Here is a 12,658-nt window from a genome sequence, read left to right as displayed (position 1 = left end):
GCAGCTAATTTAAACGAATCTTCAACAAGGTTGATTGCAAAACGTTCCAGTCCACAGATTGGTGGTGGATTAGCTCAATGCGGCTGTCCGGCGGCGTGGTGGTGCGCGTTTCCATAAAGAAGTCATCTCCCTGACGATTGATATTCACCAGACCGTCTGGCGTGCGGAGAACGCCCTTGACGCGATCCACCGGTGCAAGCCGCGCCCACTCTAGCGCCGGGATGGTATCGAACACCGTATCACCATCAAAAATCCAGCCACAGGAAGCATAGCCCTGGCCTTCATTTAGTGCACGGCGCCAACGCGCGGAACCCTCAAGTTTAAGCGCCGCCAGTCCTTTTGGCCGTGACGCATGGTGATGATGGGCGGCTTCAGGAATCGCACGATCCGCCAACGCGGGCTGGCACAGCAACGTGGGATCGACTTTTCCCCACGCCGACTCGACCAGTTGGCGATCGCCCAGATTGTGCTGCTGCCATTGCTGCAAGCGCTGACGATCTTCCTCGCTCCAGCGATCGCTTTTATTAGCGACGATAATATCGGCGGCGGTCAGCTGATCGCGGAAGTTTTCATTCTCGACAACGCGCGCATCGGCTAACTGGCGCGGATCAAGCAGCGTGATGGTGGCATCAACCTGAATCCAGGGTTGATACACGGCGGCACGTAGCATATCCAGCAGTTGTTTAGGATGGCCAAGGCCGGTGGGTTCGATAATCAGACGATCGGGCTTATTTTGCTTAAGCAGCATATTGAGCCCGACCTGCAGAGGCAGGCCGTTCACGCAGCACATGCAACCGCCAGGAATTTCCTTTAGCGTGGCACCGCGATCGGCGAGCAGTGCGCCGTCGATGCCCACTTCGCCAAACTCGTTAACCAGAATCGCCCAATTCTCATTGGCCGGTTTGTGGGCTAACAGATGCAGCAGGGTGGTGGTTTTACCGCTGCCGAGAAATCCGGTGATTACATTAACGCGCGTCATTATAGGCTCCATTTACAGGCGCGCGGACAACATACCCGGCGCGCACGACGTTGTTATACTATAACAACCTTCGGCGGCCGGATAAAATCGTGCGGTTAGTCCGCGCGACTCATATAGCGGCGTTCAGCCACGTGAATGCGGATGCGGTCGCCATTACTCAGATATTCCGGCACCTGAATCGACAGGCCAGTGCTCATGCCCGCCGGTTTGGTGCGTGCGCTGGCAGACGCGCCTTTAATGCCTGGTGAAGTATCGACAATTTCCATATCCACCGTCTGTGGCAGTTCCAGCGCCAGCACCTGGCCATCCATGGTTAATACCTGAATGCCAGGCATACCGCCTTCCGGGATGAATAGCAGTTCTTCTTCAATCTGATCTTTCTTGAAGCTGTACGGCGTGTAATCTTCATCATCCATAAACACGTATTCGTCACCGTCTATATAAGAGAAGGTCACGGCGCGACGGCTGAGCTGAATGGCATCGATAATATCATCACCCTTAAAGCGCTCTTCCACTTTCAGGCCGGTGCGTACATCGGTAAAACGCATCTTATAAAGGGTGGCAGCACCGCGTGCGCTCGGGCTCTGGACATCAATGTCTTTCACCAGCAACAGTTTGCCGTTCCAGGTGACAGCCATTCCTTTTTTGATTTCATTTGCCTTTGGCATGATGTGTGACTCGCTGTGAGAAGGTTAATGCGCGCCACGTTACTCGCGCCGTGAAAAACAGGCAAGTGAGGCGGTGTAAAATTGTTGAGCGCGCATGGCATTCCCGGCATCAGCCTGCTATTGTCGCGGCGAAATCCCTCAGGAGCGCATTGATGTTTTGTCGTGACCAGTGCGGTGCCTGTTGCACAGCCCCCTCAATCTCTTCCCCGATCCCCGGCATGCCCCATGGCAAACCGGCCAATACCCGCTGCGTTCAGCTTGATGACAATCAGCGCTGCAAAATTTTTGGTTCTCCGCTGCGTCCCGCAGTCTGTGCGGGTTTACAGCCCAGTGCAGAGATGTGCGGCAGCAGTCGCGAAGCTGCGATGACCTTCCTGTTACAACTCGAAGCGGATACCGCGCCTTAATTTGCTGACGCGGTGCTGAAGAATTTGCCTTATGTGACCCATGCGTTACAGCAAAAACGTCAGCCGCACAGGCCTGAAAAATCTTAAATCCAATATGAAGTGTGCGGAACATCAAAAATCTGCTACGCCGATCGCGCATTTTCTTGCCTGCTTTCTCAAGCTGTACCATATTCCCTGAAACGTTTCAGCGTTGTCATCGCGGCTCACCCCGATATGTGCAGCGTAATTTTTCGCCATTAAGCTGAAACGATTCAATTTCAGCAAGCGAGGAGAAATATGTTCCAGCTCGACGTTCAGGCCATCCATACCGGTGCCAGTGCACAGAATAAAGAAGAGGCTATCCGTCAGGTTGCCGCTGCGTTAACCGCAGCCGGTAATGTGTCGGAGGGCTACATCAACGGCATGCTGGCGCGCGAACAGCAGACCACCACCTTCCTGGGAAATGGTATTGCCATTCCGCATGGCACCACTGATACGCGCGATCTGGTGCTGAAAACCGGCGTTCAGGTGTATCAGTTCCCGCAAGGCGTGGAGTGGGGCGATGGGCAAACGGCTTATGTCGCCATCGGTATTGCGGCGAAATCAGATGAACATCTTGCGCTGCTGCGCCAGCTGACGCACGTGTTGAGCGATGACAGCATCGCTGAGCAGCTGAAAACGGCATCGGCCGAAGACCTTCGCGCCATCCTGATGGGTGAAAAGCAGGCGGCTGAATTCAAATTCGATACCTCGCTGATTGCGGTTGACGTTGCAGCCAGCGATCTCATCACCCTGCAGGCGCTGAACGCGGGACGTTTACAGGCAGCGGGTGCCGTTGAAGCGGCGTTTGTGGCGGATGCGGTATCGCGCACCCCACTGAGCCTCGGTCAGGGTATCTGGCTGAGTGACAGCGCCAACGGCAACCTGAATAGCGCCATCGCCGTTAGCCGCACCGCTACGCCATTTGTGCATCAGGGCGAAAATGTGGCGCTACTGTTGACCGTGGCAGCCACGGACGACCGTCCACTGGAAGTGCTGGGTTATCTGAGCAATCTGCTGCTGAGCAACAAAGCTGAACGTCTGCTGAAAGCCGATGCTGCCGGCATTCTGGCGCTGCTGACCAGTGAAGTGGACGAAAGCGCCGAGCAGTTAGTGGCTGAATTCACCATCCGCAACGAGCACGGACTGCACGCACGTCCGGGCACCGCGCTGGTCACCGTGATTAAACAGTTCAACAGTGACATCACCGTCACCAACCTCGATGGCAGCGGCAAACCGGCCAACGGACGCAGCCTGATGAAAGTGGTGGCGCTGGGCGTGAAGAAAGGCCATCGCCTGCGCTTTACCGCCAGCGGTGAAGATGCACAGCAGGCACTGAATGCCATCGAAGAAGCCATCAACTCTGGCCTGGGCGAGGGGGTAGCATGAGCCGCCGCGTTGCCACAATCACACTGAATCCAGCCTATGATCTGGTGGGTTACACGCCAGAAATCGAACGTGGCGAAGTCAATCTGGTGAAAACCACCGGTCTGCACGCGGCGGGTAAAGGCATCAACGTTGCCAAAGTGCTAAAAGATCTCGGCATTGACGTCACCGTAGGCGGTTTCCTGGGTAAAGAGAATCAGGACGGTTTCCAGCAGCTGTTCAGCGAACTGGGCATCGCCAACCGTTTCCAGGTGGTGCAGGGCCGTACCCGCATCAACGTTAAGCTGACGGAAAAAGACGGTGAAGTCACCGATCTGAATTTCTCTGGTTTTAACGTCACCGCGCAGGATTGGGATCGCTTCACTGCCGATTCCCTGACCTGGCTGGGACAGTTCGACATGGTGTGCGTCAGCGGCAGCCTGCCAGCGGGCGTGGCACCAGAAGCGTTCACCAAATGGATGAGCGATCTGCGCGCCCTGTGCCCGTGCATTATCTTCGACAGCAGCCGTGAAGCGCTGGTGGCCGGACTGAAAGCCGCGCCGTGGCTGGTGAAACCGAACCGTCGTGAACTGGAAATCTGGGCCGATCGCAAATTGCCTACGCTGCAGGATGTGATTGGTGCCGCGCATGAACTGCGTGAGCAGGGCATTGCCCATGTGGTGATTTCCCTTGGTGCGGAAGGTGCACTGTGGGTCAACGCCTCTGGCGAATGGCTCGCCAAACCACCAGCCTGTGAAGTGGTCAGCACCGTAGGCGCAGGAGATTCAATGGTCGGTGGCCTGATTTACGGGCTGCTGATGCGTGAATCCAGCGAGCATACCTTGCGTCTGGCTACTGCAGTGGCTGCCATGGCGGTGAGCCAGAGCAACGTTGGTGTAACCGATCGTACCCAGTTGGCCGCGATGATGGCGCGCGTCGACTTACAACCCGTTAACTAACAGCAGGAGAGCGATAATGAAAACGCTGCTGATAAAAGATTCTTCACTGGGACTGGCATCAGGACATCTGGCTTTAGAACGTCTGCGCGCAACCGCAGCACAGGCTGGCCTGACGCTAACCGACAACGCGGCCGATGCTGAACTGGTATTGGTTGCTGGCCATGATGTGCCGAACGATGCGCAGCTGGCAGGCAAATCCGTGGCGCTGGTGGATGTGCAGCAGGCGCTGCGCGATCCGCTGGCTGCTATTAACCAGGCTAAAGCCAGTGCCAAAGTCTGGCATGCTGCTGCGGCGGTTGCTGCTCCGGCTACCGCTCAGAGCACCGGTCAGAAACGCATTGTCGCGGTAACCGCATGCCCAACCGGCGTAGCGCACACCTTTATGGCGGCAGAAGCTATTCAGGCTGAAGCGACCAAACGCGGCTGGTGGGTAAAAGTCGAAACCCGCGGTTCTGTGGGTGCCGGCAACGCCATCACCCCAGAAGAAGTTGCGGCGGCCGATCTGGTGATCGTGGCGGCGGATATCGATGTGGACCTGGCGAAGTTCGCCGGGAAGCCGATGTACCGCACCTCAACCAGCCTGGCGCTGAAGAAAACCGCGCAGGAACTGGATAAAGCGCAGGTTGAAGCCAAAACCTATCAACCCAGCGGCAACGCGTCTGCCAGCACGCAAAGCGACAGCAAAGAGAAAGCCGGTGCTTATCGTCACCTGCTGACCGGCGTGTCTTACATGCTGCCGATGGTGGTGGCGGGTGGTTTGAGCATCGCGCTCTCCTTCGCCTTTGGTATCACCGCATTCAAAGAGCAGGGCACTTTAGCGGCTGCGTTGATGCAGATTGGTGGCGGTAGTGCCTTTGCGCTGATGGTACCCGTGCTGGCAGGCTTTATTGCCTTCTCGATTGCCGACCGTCCGGGTCTGACCCCAGGTCTGATTGGCGGTATGATCGCCACCAGCATTAACGCCGGTTTCCTTGGCGGGATCATCGCCGGTTTCATTGCCGGTTACGCAGCGAAGATGCTGAGCAGCAAAGTCAAACTGCCGCAAAGTATGGAAGCGTTAAAACCGATTCTGATCATTCCGCTGGTAGCGAGTTTGATTACCGGCCTGTTGATGATTTACGTGGTGGGTAAACCTGTTGCGGGCATCATGAGCGGCCTGACTCACTGGCTGGCGAACATGGGCACCGCCAATGCGGTACTGCTGGGCGCGATTCTCGGTGGCATGATGTGTACCGATATGGGGGGGCCGGTGAACAAAGTGGCGTACGCCTTTGGTGTCGGCCTGCTAAGTTCGCAAACCTATGCGCCGATGGCCGCGATCATGGCCGCCGGTATGGTGCCACCGTTAGCGATGGGTCTGGCGACAATTGTGGCACGTCGCAAGTTCAACAAAGGTCAGCAGGAAGGTGGCAAAGCGGCACTGGTGCTCGGCTTGTGCTTCATCTCTGAAGGTGCGATTCCGTTTGCGGCGCGTGACCCAATGCGTGTACTGCCTTGCTGCATCATCGGTGGTGCGGTGACGGGTGCAATCTCGATGGCGATTGGCGCGAAACTGATGGCACCGCACGGTGGTCTGTTCGTCCTGCTGATTCCAGGCGCAATCACTCCGGTGCTGGGTTACCTGATGGCGATTGTGATTGGTACCGCAGTGGCTGGCCTCGGCTACGCGATTCTGAAACGTCCGGAAGAAGAGCTGGCGAAAGCGGCGTAATCTTCACGGGATATGAAAAAGGGAGCTGCGGCTCCCTTTTTGCTGTCTGCGTTACGCCTGCTGTTCCGACTTCAACCACGCGATCTCATCTTTCCAGATATCCGGATTGATGGTTTCCAGAATCATCGGGATGCCATCAAAGCGCTTATCCTTCATCAGCCAGCTAAACACCGTCTTGCCAATGTTGCCTTCACCTAAGCTGTGGTGACGATCCACGCGGCTGCCAAGCGCGCTTTTGGCATCATTCAGGTGCATGCCGCGCAGATACTGGAAACCGACAATACGTTCAAATTCCGCAAAGGTCTCCACGCAAGCTTCTTCGGTGCGCAGATCGTAACCGCCAGCAAACGCGTGGCAGGTATCGATGCACACGCCGACGCGCGACTTATCTTCGACGTGGTCGATGATGGTGGCGAGATGTTCAAAACGGAAGCCGAGATTGCTGCCCTGACCAGCGGTATTCTCAATCACCGCCACCACGTTGTGCGTTTTATCCAGCGCGATATTGATTGATTCGGCGATGCGCTTCAGGCAGGCCTCTTCGTCAATCTGCTTCAGATGGCTGCCAGGGTGGAAATTCAGCAGCGTTAACCCCAGTTGCTCGGCGCGCTGCATCTCATCAAGAAATGCCTCGCGGGATTTCTCCAGCGCATCCATCACCGGATGGCCGAGGTTAATCAGGTAGCTGTCATGCGGCAAAATCTGCGCGGAAGTGAAGTTGTATTTCTCGCAGGCGGTTTTGAAGGCATCGATCACCTCACCTGAAAGCGGGGCGGCTTTCCACTGGCGCTGATTTTTGGTGAACAGCGCAAAGGCTGTGGCTTCGAGTTCATGGGCACGGATAACTGCCTGGTCTACGCCGCCTGATGCACTGACGTGTGCGCCGATATATTTCATGCCGCTCTCCTGATTGGGCGATTGCTGCTGCAAAGCGCACATCATAGCGGATGCGTTACGCCCATGAAATGTCGCATTGCCTGCAGGGATAAAAACGGCACGGGTAGACACTTATTTAACACGGAGAGACACCTACTAAATTTGGCAGGTGCACTTTTTTTCTGGTTAACTATAGTTTAACAAATTAGAAACTTTTAACTATAACCATGAAAACAGCCTATAGAAGTACATTGGATACCGCTTTGCAGCATGAAAAATTCAACGTAATCCATAAATTAACTTTAGGTAAAACCAACGCAGTCACCCTTTTTTATAATGGAAACGGCGCAGTCGGTTTCACGCTTGCCGTGCCCGATACCGATAATTCGCTGGTCCACTTCTATCGTTATGGTGTAAATCACGGCGATCCGAAAAAATTGTACCGCTCTGAATGCCTTTACTCTCGCCGGGAAAACTTCGGCTACCAGGATTGGCTGATCCGCACTATCACCGATGAGTTCACGGCCTGTGACACAGAACTGGAAGAACTGATTGGTATGAAAGCCTGACACTCACTCCGCCGCCATTCACATGGCGGCAGCTTAATTGCGCCCATGCCTGACTGGTTTAAAAGTTAAATTGGTAATATATTGTCCATTGACCAGTATAACTAATAAGGAAGAGTCGGGATGTTTATGCGCTTGCGCCGCTGGGCACGCTTAATTAAACGTGATGTGCTTACGCTGTGGTTTGCCTGCCGCGATCCGCGTACCCCCTGGTGGTTTAAGTTGCTGGCATTTAGCATTGTCGCCTATGCACTCAGCCCCATCGATCTCATTCCTGATTTCATTCCCATCATCGGCTTACTCGACGACGCCATCATCGTCCCGCTGGGTGTGATCATCCTGCTGCGTTTGCTCCCACGTGAAATTCGGATCAGCAGCGCAGAGCGGGCTGATGTACAGCGGGCACGCGGCAAGAAGATCGTCAGCTGGGCAGGATTCTTCCTGACGGTGATCGTCTGGTTAGCGGTAGTGGCTTATCTTGTGCAACGTTACGCAATGTGAGGAGGGCGCATGCATATCACGCTGCGTCAGATTGAAGTCTTTACCGAAGTGCTGAAAAGCGGTTCAACCACTCAGGCCTCGCAGGTGCTGGCACTGTCGCAGTCAGCGGTCAGTGCTGCGCTGGCCGATCTGGAAAATCAGCTCGGGGTGAAACTGTTTGACCGAGTGGGCAAACGACTGGCGCTGAATGAGCATGGCCGTCTGCTGTATCCGCGTGCGGTAGGATTGCTGGAACAGGCTGGAGAGATTGAACAGCTGTTTAAAGAAGATAATGGTGCCATTCGCCTGTTCGCCAGCAGCACCATCGGCAACTATTTACTGCCAGGGATGATCGCTGCCTATCGCCGTGACTTCCCGATGCTGCCGCTCGAACTTAGCGTCGGTAACAGCCAGGATGCGATTAACGCTGTGGCGGATTTCCGCGTGGATATCGGTCTGATTGAAGGGCCGTGCCATGAGCCGGATATCGTTAGTGAAGCATGGCTGGAAGATGAGTTGGTGGTGTTTGCTGCACCGGATGCCGACATCCTGCAGCAGCCGATCACGCTGGAATCGCTGGCGGCCGCGCCCTGGATCCTGCGTGAGCGCGGTTCAGGCACGCGTGAAATTGTCGATTACCTGCTGCTCTCACACCTGCCGCAGTTTCAACTCGGCATGGAGTTAGGCAATTCCGAGGCGATCAAACATGCAGTGCGACACGGCATGGGCATCAGCTGTTTATCACGCCGGGTGATCAGCGATCTGCTGGAGGCAGGCACGCTGGTGGAAGTGGCCGTACCCTTGCCACGCCTGACGCGCACGCTGTATCGCATCCATCATCGGCAGAAGCATTTGTCGAAAGCGTTAAACCGATTTCTCTCCTACTGCCGCGAGTAATCGCGGCTGTTATGACGTGAACGGCTAATAATTTCGCGCCGATTATGAAGGTAACTAATAACCCGCCGTGAATGCTATACAGCCAGGGGTTAGCTGCTACAATCGCGCCTTATTTTTATCCAGCATAGCGTTTACACATGCATAATGACTCAAAAACAACACAACAACCTGGGCTGCGCCGTGAATTAAAAGCGCGCCATCTCACCATGATCGCCATCGGCGGTTCCATCGGCACCGGCCTGTTTGTCGCCTCAGGTGCCACCATTTCTCAGGCAGGTCCCGGCGGTGCATTACTCTCTTATGCGCTGATTGGCCTGATGGTTTATTTCCTGATGACCAGCCTGGGCGAACTGGCGGCATTTATGCCGGTCTCGGGCTCTTTCGCCACTTATGGCGCCAAATACGTTGAAGAAGGTTTCGGCTTCGCGCTGGGCTGGAACTACTGGTACAACTGGGCAGTCACCATCGCCGTCGATCTTGTGGCTTCACAGCTGGTGATGAACTACTGGTTCCCGGATACGCCCGGCTGGATCTGGAGCGCGCTCTTCCTCGGCCTGATGTTCTTACTGAACTACATTTCGGTCAAAGGCTTCGGAGAAGCGGAATACTGGTTCTCGCTGATCAAAGTGGTCACGGTAGTCGTCTTTATTATTGTTGGCGTGCTGATGATCGTCGGCATCATGGGCGGCGCTGAAAATGCTGGCTGGCACAACTGGACCGTGGGCGATGCACCTTTTGCCGGTGGCTTCTCCGCGATGATCGGTGTGGCGATGATTGTCGGCTTCTCCTTCCAGGGCACAGAGTTGATCGGTATTGCCGCCGGTGAATCGCAGGATCCGGCGAAAAATATTCCACGCGCCGTGCGTCAGGTGTTCTGGCGTATTCTGCTGTTCTATATCTTCGCGATTCTGATTATCAGCCTGATTCTGCCGTACACCGATCCGAAGCTGCTGCATAACGATGTCACCGATATCGCCATCAGCCCGTTCACGCTGGTGTTCCAGAATGCCGGTTTACTGTCAGCAGCCGCGGTGATGAATGCGGTAATCCTGACCGCCGTGTTGTCAGCGGGTAACTCAGGCATGTATGCCTCAACGCGCATGCTGTTCAATCTGGCGCGTGAAGGCAAAGCCCCGCGTATTTTTGGCAAATTGTCGAAAGGCGGTGTACCGCGTAATGCACTGATTGCGACCACCGTGGTGGCGGGGCTCTGCTTCCTCAGCTCGAAATTTGGTAATCAGGAAGTGTATCTGTGGCTGCTGAATACCTCAGGCATGACAGGCTTTATCGCCTGGCTGGGCATTGCGATTAGCCATTATCGCTTCCGTCGCGGCTACGTGGCGCAGGGGCTTGATTTAGCGGCTCTGCCATACCGTTCCGGCTTCTTCCCGCTGGGTCCGATTTTTGCCTTCGTGCTGTGTCTGATTATTACTTTAGGGCAGAACTACCAGGCCTTCCTGGCGGATCGTATCGACTGGTATGGCGTGGCGGCAACGTACATCGGCATTCCACTGTTCCTGCTGATCTGGCTGGGCTATAAGCTGACACGCGGCTCGCGCTTCGTGAAGTACAGCGAAATGGAATTCCCGACCTTTAAAGAGTAATACCCCGTCCGGGTCGCCATTCATGGCGACCCTACAAATCCTAGGGTGCGCATTATTGATGCGCACATGGCCGATAACCGCTTCATTTCTCTCACGTATTCATGCGCACCAAGTCCACAACCGCATAAGTTAAATGACGCGTCTACACGCACATGCTTTTTGGGCTTTGTCATACAGATATAATTGATAATTATTATCACCTGCACTATTGTGGCTGCCGTTATGATTTCGATAAGAAACAGGTAGAACAATGCAGACCACGGATTCCGCGCTGCTGGCGGATAATAACCGCGAAGCCGATACCATGACGCGTTATCGTCAGGTATTACGTCAGCGCCTGATGCTGATTGGCGTACTGGTGCTGGCCATTCTGGCGTCAGTGATTCTTGATTTCACCCTCGGCCCGGCCGGGCTCTCCCTTAACACTCTGTGGCAAACGCTTACCCATCCCGATGCGGTAGATGCGGGCACGCGCGTGATCGTCTGGGATATCCGCTTACCTTATGCGTTGATGGCCGTGGTTGTTGGTTTCTCGCTGGGTCTCGCCGGTGCTGAGATGCAAACTATCCTCAATAACCCACTGGCAAGTCCGTTTACACTCGGCGTCTCTTCAGCAGCCGCTTTCGGCGCGGCGCTGGCGATTATTCTTGGCATCGGTATTCCCGGCGTGCCAGACCAGTGGTTTATCTCAGCGAACGCCTTTGTGTTTGCGCTGTTTGCGGCACTGATGCTGGATGGCGTGACGCGCTGGACCAAAGTGTCCACTTCTGGCGTGGTGCTGTTCGGTATAGCGCTGGTGTTCACCTTTAACGCGCTAGTCTCGATGATGCAGTTCATCGCCAGTGAAGATACCTTGCAGGGCCTGGTGTTCTGGACCATGGGCAGCCTGGCGCGAGCCTCCTGGGAGAAACTCGGCGTGTTGACCGCCGCGTTCGCCATTCTGGTGCCCTTCTCGATGCTCAGCAGCTGGAAACTGACCGCGTTGCGCCTCGGCGAAGATCGTGCGGTGAGCTTCGGTATCGACGTGCGCCGTCTGCGCCTCGCCACACTGCTGCGTATCAGTATTCTCTCCGCGCTGGCAGTAGCCTTTGTTGGCCCGATTGGCTTTATTGGCCTGGTGGCGCCGCATATCGCCCGTATGATGTTTGGTGAAGATCACCGCTACTATCTGCCAGCCAGTGCGTTGGTCGGTGCGCTGGTGCTGTCGCTGGCGTCCGTCGCCTCGAAAAACCTGATTCCAGGTGTGATCATACCGGTGGGCATTGTGACCTCGCTGGTCGGCGTGCCGTTCTTCCTGAGTATTATTCTGCGTCATAGGGGGACGGTGTAATGGAACAAGGATTAGGTCTCAGCCATTTCTACGCCGGTTATCCGAAGCGTAAAGTCATTGAAGATCTCAACGTGCCATTGCTGCCGCGTGGCAAGATCACCGTGCTGCTCGGTCCCAACGGCTGCGGTAAATCTACCTTGCTGCGTGCGCTGGCAGGCCTGAGCAAAGGGCAGGGCGAACTGTGGTTGAACGGCGAAGAGCTGATGTCACAGCCGTTTGCCCGCCGTGCTCAGCGCGTGGTGTATCTGCCGCAAAGTTTGCCGGCAGGCGTGCACCTGCATGTGCTGGAGTCGATCATCGTGGCGCAACGTGCGTCAGGTGGCTTGCACAGCGCATCCAGTGAAGCCGAGATCATGAACTTGCTGGAGCAGTTGGGTATCGCCCATCTGGCGATGCGCTATCTCGATCAGCTGTCGGGTGGCCAGAAACAGCTGGTGGGTCTGGCGCAATCGCTGATTCGCCGTCCGGAACTGCTGTTGCTGGATGAACCGCTAAGTGCGCTCGATCTGAACTACCAGTTCCACGTAATGGATCTGGTGCGCCGCGAAACCCGCCTGCGCAATATTGTGACCGTGGTGGTGGTGCATGATATCAATATCGCGCTGCGTCATGCCGATCATGCGTTGATGTTGAAAGAGGGCACCTTACTGGCGGACGGCGAGCCGTCACAAGTGATTACGCCGGAAACGCTGGCGCAGGTGTATGGCGTGCGGGGTCGTATTGAGCACTGCTCGCAGGGTATGCCGCAGGTGATGATCGATGGTTTGGTGGCGGAATCGCTGGTCTAAACGTTGGAAA

General features: G+C 55.6%; 14 protein-coding genes. 10 read left to right on the top strand and 4 right to left on the bottom strand.

Features of this window, described 5'->3' with window-relative positions:
- Positions 1 to 4: 4 nt before the first annotated feature.
- Both LBW88_RS07755 and yeiP read right to left on the bottom strand, forming a co-directional pair.
- Positions 5 to 979: a CobW family GTP-binding protein gene (locus LBW88_RS07755; protein WP_224931171.1), complete on the bottom strand. Its 975-nt coding sequence runs from the start codon at positions 977 to 979 to the stop codon at positions 5 to 7.
- 95 nt (positions 980 to 1,074) lie between these two features.
- On the bottom strand, positions 1,075 to 1,647 hold the full coding sequence (gene yeiP, locus LBW88_RS07750) for an elongation factor P-like protein YeiP (RefSeq protein ID WP_224931173.1): 573 nt from the start codon (positions 1,645 to 1,647) through the stop codon (positions 1,075 to 1,077).
- Positions 1,648 to 1,799: 152 nt separating this feature from the next.
- Between yeiP and LBW88_RS07745 the strand changes: the two genes are divergently transcribed.
- Positions 1,800 to 2,054 (top strand): YkgJ family cysteine cluster protein, encoded by a 255-nt coding sequence (locus LBW88_RS07745; protein WP_200569278.1) that lies wholly within the window; start codon positions 1,800 to 1,802, stop codon positions 2,052 to 2,054.
- A 111-nt stretch (positions 2,055 to 2,165) separates the two neighbouring features.
- Here LBW88_RS07745 and LBW88_RS07740 read toward each other — a convergent pair whose 3' ends face one another.
- On the bottom strand, positions 2,166 to 2,360 hold the full coding sequence (locus LBW88_RS07740) for a hypothetical protein (protein ID WP_224931175.1): 195 nt from the start codon (positions 2,358 to 2,360) through the stop codon (positions 2,166 to 2,168).
- Between LBW88_RS07740 and fruB the strand changes: the two genes are divergently transcribed.
- The 3 genes from fruB to fruA are packed head-to-tail and all read left to right on the top strand — an operon-like array spanning position 2,331 to position 6,107.
- The gene (fruB, locus tag LBW88_RS07735) at positions 2,331 to 3,461 is read left to right on the top strand and encodes a fused PTS fructose transporter subunit IIA/HPr protein (RefSeq protein ID WP_224931177.1); all 1,131 of its coding nucleotides are present in this window, start codon (positions 2,331 to 2,333) and stop codon (positions 3,459 to 3,461) included. The two genes, LBW88_RS07740 and fruB, sit on opposite strands and share 30 nt — an antisense overlap.
- Positions 3,458 to 4,396, top strand: coding sequence for a 1-phosphofructokinase (fruK, locus tag LBW88_RS07730; RefSeq protein WP_224931179.1), 939 nt, complete (start codon positions 3,458 to 3,460; stop codon positions 4,394 to 4,396). The genes fruB and fruK overlap by 4 nt, the downstream gene beginning before the upstream one ends.
- Positions 4,397 to 4,412: 16 nt before the next feature.
- Positions 4,413 to 6,107: a PTS fructose transporter subunit IIBC gene (fruA, locus tag LBW88_RS07725; protein WP_224931181.1), complete on the top strand. Its 1,695-nt coding sequence runs from the start codon at positions 4,413 to 4,415 to the stop codon at positions 6,105 to 6,107.
- 51 nt (positions 6,108 to 6,158) lie between these two features.
- Here fruA and nfo read toward each other — a convergent pair whose 3' ends face one another.
- Positions 6,159 to 7,004, bottom strand: coding sequence for a deoxyribonuclease IV (gene nfo / locus LBW88_RS07720; protein ID WP_224931182.1), 846 nt, complete (start codon positions 7,002 to 7,004; stop codon positions 6,159 to 6,161).
- A gap of 230 nt (positions 7,005 to 7,234) precedes the next feature.
- Between nfo and LBW88_RS07715 the strand changes: the two genes are divergently transcribed.
- The 6 genes from LBW88_RS07715 to LBW88_RS07690 all read left to right on the top strand — a co-directional run bounded on the left by LBW88_RS07715 (position 7,235) and on the right by LBW88_RS07690 (position 12,648).
- Entirely contained in the window at positions 7,235 to 7,552 is a 318-nt protein-coding gene (locus LBW88_RS07715; protein WP_224931184.1) for a hypothetical protein, read from the top strand.
- A gap of 120 nt (positions 7,553 to 7,672) precedes the next feature.
- On the top strand, positions 7,673 to 8,050 hold the full coding sequence (locus LBW88_RS07710; RefSeq protein ID WP_224931186.1) for a YkvA family protein: 378 nt from the start codon (positions 7,673 to 7,675) through the stop codon (positions 8,048 to 8,050).
- Between the two features lie 9 nt (positions 8,051 to 8,059).
- Entirely contained in the window at positions 8,060 to 8,926 is an 867-nt protein-coding gene (gene yieE, locus LBW88_RS07705) for a DNA-binding transcriptional regulator YeiE (protein WP_224931187.1), read from the top strand.
- A 137-nt stretch (positions 8,927 to 9,063) separates the two neighbouring features.
- Positions 9,064 to 10,530, top strand: a complete 1,467-nt coding sequence (locus tag LBW88_RS07700) for an amino acid permease (protein ID WP_224931189.1) — start codon at positions 9,064 to 9,066, stop codon at positions 10,528 to 10,530.
- 250 nt (positions 10,531 to 10,780) lie between these two features.
- Positions 10,781 to 11,860, top strand: coding sequence for a FecCD family ABC transporter permease (locus tag LBW88_RS07695; RefSeq protein ID WP_224931191.1), 1,080 nt, complete (start codon positions 10,781 to 10,783; stop codon positions 11,858 to 11,860).
- Entirely contained in the window at positions 11,860 to 12,648 is a 789-nt protein-coding gene (locus LBW88_RS07690) for an ABC transporter ATP-binding protein (protein WP_224931193.1), read from the top strand. The genes LBW88_RS07695 and LBW88_RS07690 overlap by 1 nt, the downstream gene beginning before the upstream one ends.
- Positions 12,649 to 12,658 lie beyond the last annotated feature (10 nt).

Origin of the sequence: Pantoea sp. alder81 (genome assembly GCF_020179835.1) — a bacterium.
Taxonomy (GTDB): domain Bacteria; phylum Pseudomonadota; class Gammaproteobacteria; order Enterobacterales; family Enterobacteriaceae; genus Pantoea.
Note: the sequence above shows the minus strand (reverse complement) of the source record. Positions and strands in the feature narration are given on the sequence as shown.

Coding starts and splice junctions, on each gene's coding strand:
- LBW88_RS07695 (WP_224931191.1), top strand. CDS start 10,781: ATGCAGACCACGGATTCCGCGCTGCTGGCGGATAATAACCGCGAAGCC.
- fruK (WP_224931179.1), top strand. CDS start 3,458: ATGAGCCGCCGCGTTGCCACAATCACACTGAATCCAGCCTATGATCTG.
- LBW88_RS07710 (WP_224931186.1), top strand. CDS start 7,673: ATGTTTATGCGCTTGCGCCGCTGGGCACGCTTAATTAAACGTGATGTG.
- LBW88_RS07700 (WP_224931189.1), top strand. CDS start 9,064: ATGCATAATGACTCAAAAACAACACAACAACCTGGGCTGCGCCGTGAA.
- fruA (WP_224931181.1), top strand. CDS start 4,413: ATGAAAACGCTGCTGATAAAAGATTCTTCACTGGGACTGGCATCAGGA.
- yieE (WP_224931187.1), top strand. CDS start 8,060: ATGCATATCACGCTGCGTCAGATTGAAGTCTTTACCGAAGTGCTGAAA.
- nfo (WP_224931182.1), bottom strand. CDS start 7,004: ATGAAATATATCGGCGCACACGTCAGTGCATCAGGCGGCGTAGACCAG.
- LBW88_RS07755 (WP_224931171.1), bottom strand. CDS start 979: ATGACGCGCGTTAATGTAATCACCGGATTTCTCGGCAGCGGTAAAACC.
- LBW88_RS07745 (WP_200569278.1), top strand. CDS start 1,800: ATGTTTTGTCGTGACCAGTGCGGTGCCTGTTGCACAGCCCCCTCAATC.
- LBW88_RS07740 (WP_224931175.1), bottom strand. CDS start 2,360: ATGGATGGCCTGAACGTCGAGCTGGAACATATTTCTCCTCGCTTGCTG.
- LBW88_RS07690 (WP_224931193.1), top strand. CDS start 11,860: ATGGAACAAGGATTAGGTCTCAGCCATTTCTACGCCGGTTATCCGAAG.
- yeiP (WP_224931173.1), bottom strand. CDS start 1,647: ATGCCAAAGGCAAATGAAATCAAAAAAGGAATGGCTGTCACCTGGAAC.
- fruB (WP_224931177.1), top strand. CDS start 2,331: ATGTTCCAGCTCGACGTTCAGGCCATCCATACCGGTGCCAGTGCACAG.